Here is a 14,766-nt window from a genome sequence, read left to right on the forward strand (position 1 = left end):
GGTGGCATCACGGAGTCTTACGGAACCGGCCCACTGCCGGATCACCGGTGCTGGAGACCTGCCTGCCCCCGAACCCCCGGGGCGCATCAGCGTCCGTCGAAGCAAAAAATGAGGGTTCATCTGGCAGGAGAAGTGGCTGGAGCGGGTGAAGGGAATCGAACCCCCAGGGCGCGCCCGCGCCCGTCGAAACAAAAGATCGAGGGTTCGCCTGAAAGCCGGGGAGGTCTGGAGCGGGTGAAGGGAATCGAACCCTCGTCTTAAGCTTGGGAAGCTTCTGCTCTACCATTGAGCTACACCCGCAAGATGCCTTGCAGGACAGCGTTTTAAGGCTCTGGCAGGCACAATGGCAAGCCTGCAAATCAGGCATAATCCGGAACAAACGGGCTACTTCGTGATACTCAGTCCCGAAATAGTCCCGAACGGCATTCGCGCTGCGAGACTAACAGAATAGGGGCTTCTTGTGGAGGGGGATGCCGCTCACCTGTTACACGTATGCTTGTGCCTTAAACGGTTCGCGTCGTCGGGTATGGCTTAACCCATCGTGTCAGAAACGGGCGATTGATGATTTCCAATCTTACTCGCACCATCGCGTGTACAGCTTCCGGACGCTTATCCGGAATTCTCGTGAAGGTCATATGCAACGATTCACATGGGCCTTGAGGTTCATATTTGCTGTGCCGCTCACCAGTATTGTCAACAAGACTTACGATTTCCGGGTGGAGCGATTTGACGGCTGTGATCCGAATTTCTCCCGCTGGATCAACCGCTATAATGAAACGGGCAGTCTCTTGGTTTGTATCTTGAGCTTGAGCCAGCAGGCTCATCGTGACCGTGGGCGGAAAAAAGTAAGGGCGGAAAAAGGTAGGCAGGAAAGCACCGAGAGCGAAGCCAAGTACAGGGCCAGCTATTGTCCAAACCTTCAGTATGGCCTCCATGTTCAAACCTCCCAATCGATTCTCACCTTCCCCTGATTATCAATTTCTTAGCCATATGTCCCATGTTCGGCCTATCCCGTAGTTGGCTGCGAATTCCTCCAAACTAACCCCGCCGAACAAGCCCTACTGGTCGCGCGGCCAGCGTGCGCCTAAGTGTGATAGCACTCCTGCCACCGACACCCGAAGGAAGCCCCATGGCCGAAGCCCTTTCCACTGCGCCTGCAGGCGAAACGCTGGAACAAGCCTATGCCCGTGTGCGCGAAGAGATCGCGGCCATTGTGGCGGGCGAGACCAGCGAGACGGCGCGCTTTGCTACCGCCGCCTGCGTGCTGGCGCAAAATTTCGCGCCGCGCTTTTTCTGGACCGGGTTTTATGTGGTTGATCCGCTAAAGCCCGCAGAGCTGGTGGTTGGCCCGTATCAGGGTACGCTGGGCTGTTTGCGCATCCCGTTCGGCAAAGGCGTTTGCGGCGCGGCGGCGGCAAGCGGCGAGACGCAGCTGGTGGCAGACGTGCACGCCTTCCCCGGCCATATCGCCTGCGACAGCCGGTCAAACTCGGAGATTGTCGTGCCGGTGTTCCGGGCCGATGGATCGCTGGCAGCGGTGCTGGATGTGGATTCAGAAAGCCTCAATGCCTTCAGCTCCGAAGACAAAGACGGGCTTGAAGCGATCTGCCAAGTTTTGCTGACGGCCTAGAACAGCCCCAGGAATTTCTTGCGCTTGCGCGGCGCTTCTCGTTCCGGTGTGCCGTCTGCCCAATCCGCATCCGCGTCCGGCGCAACGGGCGACACGGCCTGCGCCTCGCCCGCAAAGCCCGCATCAACGCGCTCCCCGGCAATCGCCGGAGCGGGCTGCGCCTTCGGCCTGTCCGCCGCGCCGGTCTGAGGCGGTTCTGGCGTGCAGATATCGGCGTCGCACAGCGCATGGCCGATCACGCCCGACATGTTCAGCGGCAGGGGGGAATACGGCCCTTGCGTATCGGCAAGACCCAGCTGGCTGCGGAGTTCCATGCGGAACGACCCGGCGCGCGTGGCGATACGGTGGCGGCGCTCATCCTCTTCGCGCAGGCGCGACAGATCGGCCGGGCGCGGCGCGCGCACCGCAATGGCGCTTTCCTCGCGAGCCTTTGCCAAGGCGGCGCGGGCGCGGTCCAGATCAAGCCGGGACGGGGTGTCGTTCATGTCACTGCTCATCGATCAAGCTCCTTGCCCGCCAGCCATCAGGCTTTGCGAGCATACCATTCAACGCCACCTGTTTGCGAGATCATCACCACATCGACATCGCCGCCCACCCCGGTCTGGGTCTGGTGCAGGCTGCCTTTGAGGATGTTGAGCTCCACCAGCGCCTTGGAGGTTTCGGCGATCTGGCGCTTGCCGGAGGCCGAGACCACCTGGATGAACGGGTTGATAAACTCTTCCTGGCTGACCGCATGGGCTGCCTTGATGAAATGCCCTGTCAGGGCGGGCAGCGTGCCCTTGCCTATCCGCTCCATCACCTCAGCCGCGGCGGCCGCGTCCAGCCCCGCCTCGCGCAGGGCTGCATCGGCGGCGGCCTCATTGGTGATGAGGTTCATCGAGATCATCATGTCGAACATGAGCGGGTGGATGCCGCGCAGGAAGGCATGGGTCATGTCGGCCTGCGCAAACGTGCGCACAAAGGCGTTTGGCCCGTCATCCACCCCCACGGCCGTCGTCTCGTCATGGGCGCGCTTCATCACCCCGTCGACCAGGATGGAGGCATAGTGATGGACATAGACCGGGAAAATGTCCGCTGTCCCCAGACCGGCGAACACAAGGCCCGCATAGGGCTCCAGAAAGGCCGGCTTGGTGACGATCATGTAGGCAAAGTCGAACAGGCGCGCGCGCATCGCCTCTTCCTGCCCGAACGCGCCCAGCGCATCGGCGATCAGCTGGTCCAGCATCGCGCCATAAAGCTCGTAGAAGCGTTCGCGCGTAAGATGCCCGAACACGTCCAGATCTGCGCGCGGACGCCCGCTTTCGTCATGGGCGAGATGGCTGCGGTATAGCTCCAGCGCGGCCTCGAAGGCCGCCGCATCATCCTCATACCCGGCGCCGGGATAGCTCGCCATGGCGCGGGCATGGTTCATCAGGGTGAGGAAGGCCGCGCGCATCAGCGCCTCGAACTCCTCGCGTTCCTCGCGCTCGGGGAAAAGCTTGCGATTGCCATCCACGAAGGCGAAGAAGGCCGTCGCGCATTCGGCCACGCTTTCAAATTCGGCGCTGCCATGCTGCTGGCGGAAGGCATGGGCGATCTGCGACCAGGACCGGCCGAGCACATCGCCGCGCGAATAGACCATCAGGGCGACCGAGCCACTCAGCGGCAGGATTTTCTCCGCCTCCAGCGTGACGACCGGATCAGGGCCGCCGCCATAGGTGACAGCGCTGTCAGCGGCCAGTGCCACGGCCTGCCGATTCATAATCATCACTTCAGACGTCATCGGCCCTACTTCCCCTCACCGGCGCGTCTGTTACTGCACCGGCCCAGATCACGGTCCCTCCGCTGCCCGCCGGGCAGCCCGTTAACAGAAGGTTACCGCGAAAAATCGGGCAATGTTAAGGACAAAACCGCCGGTTAACCGCGATTGCACGGCCCGTATGTGCGCTAAATGACACGCCGCACGCCGCGCGGCGTCAGGCTGGCACCCTGGTCTCCCGGCGCGCCAGCCAGTGATCCACAGACCACCGCCCCGGCCCTGCCAGCGCGAAATGCAGCGGGATGAAGACCAGCACCAGCGCCGGCCACCAGTTGCGGAAATCTCCGCCCCAATGGACCATGGCAAGAGCCACCACGAAGTTGAACACCATCACCAGGCTGGCCGCCCGCGTGAGCGCACCCACAAGGATCAGCGCGCCGCATATGAACTGGGCATAGACCGAAAGCGGGGCCATCAGCTCGGGCATGATAAAGCCGTGATGGCCAACAAAGCCCACAAACTCGGCCATGCGCTCAGCCGACAGGATATTGTCCTGCGTCTCCCACATCAGAAAACTGCCAACCAGCAGGCGCAGCGCCAGCAGGCCAGTGTCGGCCGGCGCGCCCTGCGGCGGTGCGCCGCGTACGAACAGAATGGATTTGAGCATGTTTGCCTCCCCGGTATTTTGCCGGGAAGGCTAGAGCATGGTTGCTCGTTTGAATATCAAACCCTTGTGAGCCTACGCTGGGCCTACTCGCGCAAATGCCGGTCGAAGAAGGACATCTGTGTCCTGAGAAGATGGATCTGCAAGGGCGGCGGGCGGATGCCGTGGCGTTCACCGGGATAGGTCATTATCTCGAACAGCTCCCCGCGCTCCTGCAGTTCGGCAAAGAGACGCGTGGAGTGATCGAAGGTCACATTGTCATCGGCCATGCCGTGAATGATGAGCAGCGGCGTCTCATACCCGTCGAGATGGGCAAAGGCTGATCCGGCCTCATACCCGTCCGCATTATCCTGCGGGGTGGACATGTAGCGCTCGGTGTAATGGGTATCGTAAAGCGCCCAGTCGGTGACCGGCGCGCCCGCAATCCCGGCGGCGAACCGGCCCGGCGCCTGCAGCGTGGTCATCAGCGTCATGTAGCCGCCATAGGACCAGCCCCACAGGCCGACCCGGTTGCCATCAACAAAATCGCGCGCCTGCAGCCAGTCGAGACCGGCCAGCTGGTCCTCGACCTCCAGAACGCCCATGCGCAGGTGCAGCTCAGCCTCAAAGGCATGGCCCCGGTTCCACGTGCCACGATTGTCGACCTTGAAGAGCACATAGCCGGACTGGACGAGTATCTGGTCGCGAAGCGGCTGCCAGCCCGCGTGCACGGTCTGCACCAGCGGCCCGCCATAAACCTGCACGATGGCCGGGCAGGGATGGGCGGCTGTGCAATGATCCGGGCGGTACATCTGCCAGTAGAGCTCGGTCTCGCCGTTCGCCGCAGTGAGTGTGCCGTATTCCGGCGTCACATGGGAGGGCAGGAAGGGCGCGTAGGGGTGGGCGTCATCCAGCCGGTTCTCCTCCACCCAGGCGATGCGCGTCCCGTCAATGGCGTAAAGCGCAGTGTTTGGAGGCGTTCCCACACCGGAATGCGTGCCGATAAAGCCTGACCCGCCAGTGCCAACCGCTGCGACCCAGCGGCCATCGGCTTGCGTGATGCGCACCGGCTCCCCGCCCTCCAGGCTGACCGCATAGAGATGACGCTCCAGCGGGCTTTCCATCCAGCCGGTAAACCAGACCGTCCCGGTGTCCTCATTCACGCCCGCAATATCGTCCACCACCCATTCGCCGGAGGTGATGTTTTCCGCCGTGCCATCGGCGTGAACACGCCGGATATGGCGAAAGCCCGATTGTTCGGAAAGATAGAGCAGCCCCCCGCCGCTCGTGACACGCAGATCATGGGTCAGATTGATCCAGGTGTCAGCCGTTTCGGTGATGCGCCGTGTGGCATCTTCAGCTCCGGTCGTGGGGTTCAGCGCCAGCAAGTCCCACTGCGTCTGCGCGCGGTTCTGGCGCTGCACCCATAGCGTCCCGCCAGACTGGCTCCAGTCAACACGATTGAGGTAGATATCGGTCTCACGGCCCATATCCATGTCGGTGACCTCGCCAGAGGCCAGATCGATCACATGCAGGGTGACAATGGCGTTCGGCGTGCCGGCGCGCGGATAGCGCTGATCGGAGACAGAGACGCCTTCGGCGGAGATACCAAAGCGTTCGACCACCATGACCGGGTTTTCATCGACGCGGGCAACCGCGATGCGGCTGTCATCAGGCGACCACCAGTATCCGGTATAGCGGCTCATCTCTTCCTGGGCGACGAACTCGGCCATGCCCCAGCTGATCGCGCCGCCGCCTTCAGTGGTCAGGGCGCGCTCCTCACCGGTGGCAAGGTCGTGCACCCAGAGATTCTGCTCGCGGATGAAGGAGACATAGCCGCCGCGCGGGCTGACCTTGGCATCGGTCTCGAACTCTTCGGTTTCGGTGAGGCGGCGCGCCTCGCCGGTTTCCACATTGACGTAGAAGACATCACCATCCAGCGGCACCAGCACCGCCTCGCCCGCCTGATCCCAGTCATAGCTGACCACGCCTGTGGCGGTAATGCGCGCGCGTTCGCGATACTGGATTTCGGCCTCGGTCAGCTCGCGCTCTTCAGGTGCCAGCTGGTGCGCGTCAACGAGTACGTAGGTGCGCCCTGTCTCGACATCCATCGCCCAGAGATCCTGCACCGTGCGGTCATCCTCCTTGGCGCGCAGGAAGCTGATCCGGCTGCCATCAGGTGAGAAGCGCACCGAACGCGCCGTGGGGCCGGTGAGATCAGGCGAGCCATATAGCCGCTCGATTGTCAGGCGTTCGCCGGCAGCATGTTGTGTCCCGGCGGCGGGCGGCGCCTCACCGTTCTCGCAGGCAATAAGGGCAAGCGGCAGGAGGGCAGCAAGGGCAGCGCGCATGAAAAAACGTCCGGTCAGTTGAAACTGACCGGACGCTACTAGGCTGATCGATTATTGGCCAGAGTTTGAAGGCGCATACGTTTGATCCGTTGTCATCCTCCGGCCGCGTAGCGGTCCGGGGGACCCATGCCTGCAAGGATACCGCTAGCTCTCACTTCTCAGGCATGGATGGCCCGCATGAAGCGGGCCATGACACTTGTTAGGCAGCCTTCACCCCGCCTCGCGGAAATTGTCCACTTCGAGATCGTATTCGCGCACCTTGCGGTAGAGCGTGGAGCGGCCAAGGCCGAGCCTGCGCGCCACTTCCGCCATGCGGCCCGAATAGGTCTCGATGGCAAAGGCAATCAGATCGCGCTCAATGGATTCCAGGGGGCGCAAATGCCCGCCCGCATCGGTGATGTCCACCGGGAAGGCCGATGCATGACCGTTGGTCTCGCCCCCGGCCTCCTCCACCGGCTCAGCCGGCGCCGCCGTATCGGCAACTGGAGCCGGACGCTCGGTTTCAGCCGACCGCAGGGTCGGGTTGAGACCGGAAATCTGCGGGAAGTCCTCAGGGGTGAGATAATCGCCATCGCACAGCACCACGGCTCGGAAGACGGCGTTTTCCAGCTGGCGCACATTGCCCTTCCAGTGATGGCGGGCCAGCATGTCCATTGTCTCCGATGTGGCATCCAGCACGGTCTTGCCCTCTTGCGCGTTGAAGCGGGCGATGAAGTGGCGCACCAGCGCCGGGATGTCGTCCGCGCGCTCGGAAAGGCTCGGCACCTCGATCGGGAACACGTTGAGGCGGTAGAACAGGTCTTCGCGGAACGCGCCGGATTTGACCTGCTCAGCCAGATCGCGGTTCGTCGCCGAAATGATGCGCACATCGACCTTCACCGGCTTCTTGCCGCCGACCGGATCGACTTCGCCTTCCTGCAAGGCGCGCAAGAGCTTCACCTGCATGTCCAGCGGCAGCTCGCCAATCTCGTCGAGGAAGAGCGTGCCGCCATCAGCTTCCTGGAACTTGCCCATATGCTTGGCCACCGCGCCGGTAAAGGCGCCCTTCTCGTGACCAAACAGGGTTGATTCCACCAGATTTTCCGGGATCGCGCCGCAGTTCACGGCCACGAACGGACGTCCCGCCCGGTCAGACGCCGCCATGATGGAGCGGGCCACCAGCTCCTTGCCGACGCCGCTTTCGCCGGTAACAAGGATCGGGATGTTGGACTTGGCCGCCCGCTCACCCAGACGCACAACCTGGCGCATGGCAGGGGCAGACGCGATCATGTCTTTAAAGCCCAGCTGACCGGACTGGGCGCGTTTGAGGCGCGTCACCTCGCCGGTCAGATCCTTCACCTTGAAGGCATTGCGGATGGAGACCGCGATGCGCTCCGGGCTGGCGGGCTTCACGAAGAAGTCCACCGCCCCGGCGCGCATGGCTTTCACCACCGTCTCGATGCCGCCATGGGCTGTGAGGACAATGACCGGCAGGTCCGGCTCACGCGCCTTTATGGCTTCAAGCGTTTCCTGACCGTCCATGCCCGGCATGACCATGTCGAGCAGCACGACATCAATACCGCCGCGCCGGATACGCTCCAGCCCAACCTCCCCGCTCTCGGCCATTTCGGGGTGATGCCCCTGCTTTTCGAGAACCGCCTGCATCAGCCGGCGTTGCGTCGGATCATCGTCGACGATCAGAATAGTCTTGGCCATGTCACCCACACCCTTTTGTCCCACCTTGGTGAGGCGTGTCCCGGCCCTTGATGGCCGCCCCGCAGTGTTCTGCGTGAACGGCCAGGCTCTTGGTGGACCCGCCCCTGATGCGCACCGTTATGGGACACCTCCGGTTAAGGTCACGTGTAGAGGTCGGTGAGAATTGGTTAGGGTAAATAGAGGGTTAGCAATAGGTTGCCGGAGCTGTGAACCGCGTTGATTGACGCGGGCCTGCCTGCGGCCTACCCAGTGTCTCCCTTCCTTTGCCGGGTGCTGCACACCCCGCCCCGTTTTGCGAATGGACCTTGCCTCATGGCTGACCGCGAACGCCCGCCCTCCCCGCTTGCCGCTCTTAAAGGTGAAAAGCTGGCTGGCCCGAAATGGTTTGTGCGCACGCAGGAAACTGCATGCGAAACCGGACAGGCCGAGCGCCTCGGCATCGCGCTCAGCTGGAAGGCATGGGGGGAGCGCGGCGCACCGGGACTGATCCTTGTCCATGGCGGCACGGCGCATAAAGGCTGGTGGGATGCTATCGGGCCGTTTCTGGCGGCTGAAGGCTACCGCGTCGTCGCGCCGGATCTGGCCGGCATGGGCGATAGCGGCTGGCGCGACGTCTATTCCATGAATGACCATGCAGCCGACGTGCTGGCCGCCGCCGAGGCTGGCGGCGCGTTCGAGGCGGCCAAGCCCGTACTCGCCGGGCATTCCTTTGGCGGATTTGTCACACTGACGGCCGCTATTACACTGGGTGACCGGCTGCGCGCCGGAATCATTCTCGACAGTCCTATCCGCCCGCAGACCGAGCAGCGTGAAGGCTCACCGCCCCGGCGCGGCGGACGGGTTTACAAGGATACGGCTACCGCGCTGGCGCGCTTCCGCCTGCTGCCCGACCAGCCCTGCGAGCATCTCTGGCTGCTGGACCATATCGCGCGCGGCTCGCTGAAAGAGGCTGAAGGCGGGGTGACATGGAAGTTCGACCCCGATCTCTGGGCCAAGCTGACCTGGGAACGCCGCGACCCGGAGAAGGCGGCTGCCAGCCTGAAATGCCCGCTGGCCTTCGTGCGTGGCGCGCAATCGCGCCTGATGCAGGCAGAGACATGGGACTATATGCGCGGCGTGTTCACCCGCTCGCCCTTCATCAGCGTGCCTGACGCCAAACATCATCTCATCCTCGATCAGCCGCTGGCTGTGGCAAGTGTGCTGCAGGCTTTGTGCGAAGGCTGGGCACCGCGAGCGTAACCGCGCTTCTGCATGGTCTTGGCCACCGGACAAACCCATGCTACTTGCCGTTCAAACAGCCTCAATCGACCAGACGGAGTCCCGACATGGCATCTGATTATACCCGCGGCGAAATGGATATTTCCGAGCAGCACGGCATGTATGTCGGCGTGATGAAAGCGGGCGTGTCCTGCTCGCTGATACTGACCTATTCGATTGTGTTCCTGACTTTCGCCTTTGCCACCGGGACCGGCTGGTTCACCTCGCTGGGCATCGCCCTGGCGGTGGGTGTCATTGGCGGCGTCATCATGAAGCAGGGGCCGTGGTACTGGCTGACGACGGGTGTCCTGACGGTGCTGACGGGCATTGTTGGCCTCGCCATCGCGGTATTTGCAGGTTAGCGCCACGCTTAACCAAATTTCGTCTTTGCGCATCTGCGAGATTCGCGCATGGTGACACCCTGAACACTTCCCCTTCCGGGCCAGACAGGATGTCACCATGCGCATAGCCGTTCTCACCGAAAGCTTTCCCGGCGAAGCCCGTGTGGCCGCCACGCCGGATTCGGTGAAGGCGCTTGTGAAGGCCGGTGCCAGCGTTTCGGTCGAAAAGGGTGCCGGGCTGTCTGCCAGCGTCACCGACGCGGCGTTCGAGGCCGCTGGCGCGAAATGCGTCACGCGCGCCGCAGCCATCAAGGATGGCCAGCTTTTCCTCACCGTGCGCCGCCCCGATGCGGCAACCCTTGCCAAGCTGCCACGCGGCGCTGTGCTGGTCGGCCTGCTCGATCCCCATGGCGACAAGGATTTCGCCAAGGCGTGCGCGGATGCGGGTGTCAATGCGCTGGCGATGGAGTACACGCCGCGCATCACGCGCGCCCAGTCCATGGACGCGCTTTCCTCACAATCCAATCTGGCTGGCTACCGCGCGGTCATCGAGGCCGCTGCGCTATATGGCCGCGCTTTCCCGATGATGATGACCGCTGCCGGTACGGTTGCTGCCGCCAAAGCCTTCATCATGGGCGCTGGCGTCGCCGGCCTGCAGGCCATCGCCACCGCGCGTCGGCTGGGCGCGATTGTATCAGCCAATGATGTGCGCCCCGCTGCCAAGGAACAGGTCGGCTCGCTGGGCGCGAAATTCATCGCGGTCGAGGACGAGGAATTCAAGGCCGCAGAGACCGCTGGCGGCTACGCCAGGGAGATGAGCGACGCCTACAAGGCCAAACAGGCCGAGCTGGTCGCCGCCCACATCGCCAAGCAGGACATCGTGGTGACGACCGCGCTGATCCCCGGCCGCCCCGCCCCGCGCCTCATCACCAAAGCCATGGTGGAGACAATGAAGCCCGGCTCGGTCATCATCGATATTGCCGCCGGCACGGGCGGAAACTGCGAGCTGACCAAGGCCGATGAGATTGTCGAGCATGGCGGGGTGAAGATCGCCGGTTACACCAATCTGCCTGCACGCCTGGCCGCCGACGCCTCGCAGCTTCTGGCCAAGAATTTCGTCAATCTCGCCCCGCTTCTGCGCGGTGAGGATGGCGCACTCTCGCCTCAATGGGAGGACGAGATCATCAAGGGGATGACGCTGACGCGCGATGGCGCAATCGTTCATCCTTCCCTCGGAGGATAGTCCATGAAACGCCGCATTACCCAGATCGTGATGGCCGGTGTGGCCATTGTTACGCTGAGCGCCTTTGCCGCCGCAGCGGTTTTCCTCGGCTAGCAGACAGAACCTCTCTTGACGGGGCGGAGTGAGACGTATGGAAGCCATTGATCCGAACATCTACCGGCTGGCGATTTTCGTGCTCGCCATCTTCGTGGGCTATTACGTGGTGTGGTCGGTCACCCCGGCCCTGCACACGCCGCTGATGAGCGTGACCAACGCCATTTCCTCGGTGATTATTGTCGGCGCGCTACTGGCCGCCGGAGCCGCCGCCATCGGGCCGGACAGCCGGTTTGCACAAGGCACGGGCCTGCTCGCCGTGCTGCTCGCCTCGATCAATATTTTCGGCGGCTTCCTCGTCACCCAGCGCATGCTGGCCATGTACAAGAAGAAAGAGCGGCCTGCGGCAGCGCCCAAGGAGTCCGGTGAATGACCCCCAATCTTGCCGCCCTGTTCTATCTCGGCTCGGGCATTCTCTTCATTCTGGCGCTGCGCGGGCTGTCCAGCCCTGAAACCTCGCGCCGGGGCAATTATTTCGGCATGGCGGGCATGGCGATTGCCATCACCACCACGCTGCTCATGCTCAATATCGGCTTTACCGGCTTTATCGTGATCGCGGGCGCGATAGCCATTGGCGGCACGATTGGCGCGGTCGTCGCGCGCCGTATCGCCATGACGGCCATGCCCCAGCTGGTGGCCGGTTTCCACTCGCTGGTCGGCCTGTGCGCGGTGCTGGTCGCTGCCGCCGCGCTCTATGCGCCCACCGCGTTCGGCATTGCTGACGAGACCGGCAGCCTCAAGGCGCTCTCCCTCATCGAGCTGGGCATCGGCACGGCCATTGGCGCGATCACCTTCTCCGGCTCCATCATCGCCTTCCTGAAGCTGCAGGGCATCATGTCCGGCGCGCCTCTGGTGTTCAAAGGCCAGCACTGGCTGAACCTTGGTCTTGGCATTGCTTCGGCTGTCTTCATCGCCTTCCTGGTCGCGTCTGGCGGCGACGCGAAAATGGCGTTCTGGATCATCGCCGTTCTGGCGCTCGCGCTTGGCGTATTGCTGATCGTGCCGATTGGCGGCGCGGACATGCCCGTCGTCGTCTCCATGCTCAATTCCTATTCGGGCTGGGCGGCTGCCGCGCTCGGCTTCACGCTGGAAAACACCGCGCTTCTGGTCACCGGCGCGCTTGTAGGCTCATCGGGCGCGATCCTCTCATACATCATGTGCAAGGGGATGAACCGCTCCTTCATCTCGGTCCTGCTGGGCGGATTTGGCGGCGAGAGCGTCGCCTCCTCAGCCGAAGATACCGGCGGGCGCATCGTCAAGCAGGGTTCGGCCGAGGACGCCGCCTTCATCCTGAAGAACGCCGGCAAGGTCATCATCGTGCCGGGCTATGGCATGGCGGTGGCGCAGGCCCAGCATGCGCTCAAGGAAATGGGCGATGCGCTCAAAGCCGAAGGCGTGGACGTCGCCTACGCCATCCACCCGGTAGCGGGGCGCATGCCCGGCCATATGAACGTGCTGCTGGCCGAAGCCCAGGTGCCTTATGACGAGGTGTTTGAGCTGGAAGACATCAACTCGGCTTTCTCGCAGGCCGATGTGGCCTTCGTTATCGGTGCCAATGACGTGACCAATCCGGCCGCCGAGGACGACCCCTCCAGCCCGATTTACGGCATGCCTGTGCTGCAGGTGTGGAAGGCGGGCACGGTGATGTTCATCAAGCGCTCGCTGGGCTCTGGCTACGCTGGCGTCGAAAACCCGCTCTTCTTCCGCGACAACACGCTGATGCTGCTGGGCGATGCCAAGAAGATGACCGAGAGCATCGTCAAGGGCATGCACTAGGGGTGCTTTCCCTCGTACTTCGAGACGCGGCTTTCAGCCGCTCCTCAGCATGAGGGAGCTGCACAACACCCCTCACCCTGAGGGCGAGCGAAGCGAAGTGTCTCGAAGGGCGAGGGGCTACGCAGGCTGATCCACCCGCGTGTTGATCTCCTGGGTGATGCGCGCAATCACATCCTCCACGCTCACCGTGCCGAGATCGCCATGATCGCGGTGGCGCAGGGCCACCGTACCGGCTTCGGCCTCGGCATCGCCGACCACCAGCATGTACGGAATTTTGCGGTTCTGCGCGTTGCGGATTTTCTTCTGCATGCGCTCGCCAGCCAGATCCGCTTCCGCGCGAATGCCCGAATGCACAGACTTGGTCTCCGCGTTGAACAGGCGCTTTTCCACCTCTCTGGCGTAGTCCTCATGCCGGTCGGCAATCGGGATCACGACCGCCTGTACGGGCGCCAACCAGACCGGGAATTTGCCGGCATAGTGCTCGATCAGGAAGGCAACAAAGCGCTCGTGTGAGCCCAGCGGCGCGCGGTGGATCACATAGACCGGCTGCTTGGAGCCGTCTTCGGACGTGTATTCCAGATCGAAGCGCTTGGTGGCCATGAAGTCGAGCTGGTTGGTGGAAATGGCATATTCGGTCCCGACGACGGACTTCGCCATGAAGTCCACTTTCGGGCCGTAGAAGGCCGCCTCGCCATCAACTTCCTTGTACGGATAACCGGACTCGTCCATCGCCTCTTTGAGGATACCCAGCGCCTTCATCCAGCCTTGCGTATCGTCGACATATTTGTCGAGATTATCGAAATCGGGCAGGGAAAGCCGCATCCAGAAATCCTCGATGCCAAACATGCGGTAGTATTTCGCGTGCATGTGCATCACGGCCAAGAACTCGTCCTTGGCCTGGTCTTCACGGCAATAGATATGCGCATCGTTCTGGCAGAAGCCGCGCACGCGCATCAGGCCCGAAAGCCCGCCCGACGCCTCATAGCGATAAACCTGTCCGTATTCCGACAGGCGCACCGGCAGATCGCGATAGCTCCACTGGTCATGGGCGTAGATCATGTGGTGGTGCGGGCAGTTCATCGGGCGCAGGTAATACTCCTGCTCGTCGATCATGATCGGCGCGTACATGTCATCGGCATAGTACGGCAGATGCCCGGACTTGTGATACAGCTCGCCCTTGGTGATGTGCGGCGTGGAGACACGGCTGTAGCCTGCGGCGCGCTCTTCCTGACGGGCCAGATGCTCCAGCTCGTCGCGGATCACATTGCCCGCCGGCAGCCATAGCGGCAGGCCCGCGCCGACCTCTTCCACGATGGTGAAAAGCCCCAGCTCCTTGCCGATCTTGCGGTGATCGCGCTTGGCCTGCTCTTCAAGGCGCAGCACCTCGGCGTCCAGCTCTTCCTTGCTGTCAAAGCACAGGGCGTGGATCCGCTGCAGCTGGGGGTTTTTCGCATCCCCGCGCCAATAGGCACCGGCGATGGAGCGCAGCTTGAAATGACCGACCTGCCCCGAATGATCGACATGCGGGCCGCGGCACAGATCAACGAAATTGCCGAGCTTGTAGAAGCTGACGGAATCCAGGCCATCACCGGCCACGCTCTCATCACCCGTTTCCTTGGCAATCGCCGTCGAACCCTTGTCACGCAAGAGTTCGAGAAGCTCGACTTTGAAGTCCTGCCCCTCGCGGCGCATATACTCGATGGCGCTGTCAATCGGCAGCTCCTCGCGCACCATGGCGATACGCTCTTTGCGCATCTCTTTCATGCGCTTCTCGATCGTGGCGAGATCTTCCGGCGTCAGTGTATTGGGCAGGTTGATATCATAGTAGAAGCCGGTCGCGGTCGCAGGCCCCACACCGAACCGGGCCTCTGGCCAGATTTCCTTCACGGCAGCGGCCATCAAATGGGCCGCCGTGTGGCGCTTCGTATCAAGGGGGAAGTCTTGCTGTGACATGGGCTTCTTGACGGTAAAGGGTGAACGGTAAGGGACCGGATTTAAG

The 14,766-nt window shown here is 62.7% G+C and carries 13 protein-coding genes and 1 tRNA gene; 6 read left to right on the forward strand and 8 right to left on the reverse strand.

Features of this window, described 5'->3' with window-relative positions; genetic code table 11:
• Positions 1-226: 226 nt before the first annotated feature.
• Together ACQ5ID_RS07875 and ACQ5ID_RS07880 are read right to left on the reverse strand one after the other, a co-directional pair.
• A tRNA-Gly gene (locus tag ACQ5ID_RS07875) sits at positions 227-300 on the reverse strand.
• Positions 301-503: 203 nt separating this feature from the next.
• Positions 504-935 carry a hypothetical protein gene (locus ACQ5ID_RS07880; RefSeq protein ID WP_429911902.1) on the reverse strand — a complete coding sequence of 144 codons (432 nt, stop codon included), beginning with the start codon at positions 933-935 and terminating at the stop codon, positions 504-506.
• Between the two features lie 194 nt (positions 936-1,129).
• Between ACQ5ID_RS07880 and ACQ5ID_RS07885 the strand changes: the two genes are divergently transcribed.
• Positions 1,130-1,630, forward strand: a complete 501-nt coding sequence (locus ACQ5ID_RS07885; protein WP_429911903.1) for a GAF domain-containing protein — start codon at positions 1,130-1,132, stop codon at positions 1,628-1,630.
• Here the strand turns inward: ACQ5ID_RS07885 and ACQ5ID_RS07890 are convergent.
• From ACQ5ID_RS07890 to ACQ5ID_RS07910, 5 genes are all read right to left on the reverse strand, one after another.
• Positions 1,627-2,127, reverse strand: a complete 501-nt coding sequence (locus ACQ5ID_RS07890; RefSeq protein WP_429911904.1) for a hypothetical protein — start codon at positions 2,125-2,127, stop codon at positions 1,627-1,629. The genes ACQ5ID_RS07885 and ACQ5ID_RS07890 overlap by 4 nt on opposite strands.
• A 26-nt stretch (positions 2,128-2,153) precedes the next feature.
• Positions 2,154-3,371 (reverse strand): hypothetical protein, encoded by a 1,218-nt coding sequence (locus tag ACQ5ID_RS07895; RefSeq protein ID WP_429911905.1) that lies wholly within the window; start codon positions 3,369-3,371, stop codon positions 2,154-2,156.
• 214 nt (positions 3,372-3,585) lie between these two features.
• Positions 3,586-4,035, reverse strand: a complete 450-nt coding sequence (locus ACQ5ID_RS07900; protein WP_429911906.1) for a DoxX family protein — start codon at positions 4,033-4,035, stop codon at positions 3,586-3,588.
• An 83-nt stretch (positions 4,036-4,118) separates the two neighbouring features.
• The gene (locus ACQ5ID_RS07905) at positions 4,119-6,362 is read right to left on the reverse strand and encodes a DPP IV N-terminal domain-containing protein (RefSeq protein ID WP_429911907.1); all 2,244 of its coding nucleotides are present in this window, start codon (positions 6,360-6,362) and stop codon (positions 4,119-4,121) included.
• A gap of 210 nt (positions 6,363-6,572) precedes the next feature.
• Positions 6,573-8,057: a sigma-54-dependent transcriptional regulator gene (locus ACQ5ID_RS07910; RefSeq protein WP_429911908.1), complete on the reverse strand. Its 1,485-nt coding sequence runs from the start codon at positions 8,055-8,057 to the stop codon at positions 6,573-6,575.
• Between the two features lie 312 nt (positions 8,058-8,369).
• Between ACQ5ID_RS07910 and ACQ5ID_RS07915 the strand changes: the two genes are divergently transcribed.
• The 5 genes from ACQ5ID_RS07915 to ACQ5ID_RS07935 all read left to right on the forward strand — a co-directional run bounded on the left by ACQ5ID_RS07915 (position 8,370) and on the right by ACQ5ID_RS07935 (position 12,767).
• Positions 8,370-9,296: an alpha/beta fold hydrolase gene (locus ACQ5ID_RS07915; RefSeq protein ID WP_429911909.1), complete on the forward strand. Its 927-nt coding sequence runs from the start codon at positions 8,370-8,372 to the stop codon at positions 9,294-9,296.
• An 86-nt stretch (positions 9,297-9,382) separates the two neighbouring features.
• The gene (locus tag ACQ5ID_RS07920; RefSeq protein ID WP_429911910.1) at positions 9,383-9,676 is read left to right on the forward strand and encodes a hypothetical protein; all 294 of its coding nucleotides are present in this window, start codon (positions 9,383-9,385) and stop codon (positions 9,674-9,676) included.
• A gap of 97 nt (positions 9,677-9,773) precedes the next feature.
• Positions 9,774-10,898 (forward strand): Re/Si-specific NAD(P)(+) transhydrogenase subunit alpha, encoded by a 1,125-nt coding sequence (locus tag ACQ5ID_RS07925; RefSeq protein WP_429911911.1) that lies wholly within the window; start codon positions 9,774-9,776, stop codon positions 10,896-10,898.
• 130 nt (positions 10,899-11,028) lie between these two features.
• Positions 11,029-11,364: an NAD(P) transhydrogenase subunit alpha gene (locus ACQ5ID_RS07930; RefSeq protein ID WP_429911912.1), complete on the forward strand. Its 336-nt coding sequence runs from the start codon at positions 11,029-11,031 to the stop codon at positions 11,362-11,364.
• Positions 11,361-12,767 (forward strand): NAD(P)(+) transhydrogenase (Re/Si-specific) subunit beta, encoded by a 1,407-nt coding sequence (locus ACQ5ID_RS07935; protein ID WP_429911913.1) that lies wholly within the window; start codon positions 11,361-11,363, stop codon positions 12,765-12,767. The genes ACQ5ID_RS07930 and ACQ5ID_RS07935 overlap by 4 nt, the downstream gene beginning before the upstream one ends.
• A 117-nt stretch (positions 12,768-12,884) precedes the next feature.
• Here ACQ5ID_RS07935 and thrS read toward each other — a convergent pair whose 3' ends face one another.
• Entirely contained in the window at positions 12,885-14,720 is a 1,836-nt protein-coding gene (thrS, locus tag ACQ5ID_RS07940; protein WP_429911914.1) for a threonine--tRNA ligase, read from the reverse strand.
• Between the last annotated feature and the right edge of the window lie 46 nt (positions 14,721-14,766).

The sequence above is a fragment of the Glycocaulis sp. genome, from assembly GCF_050485565.1.
GTDB lineage: Bacteria > Pseudomonadota > Alphaproteobacteria > Caulobacterales > Maricaulaceae > Glycocaulis.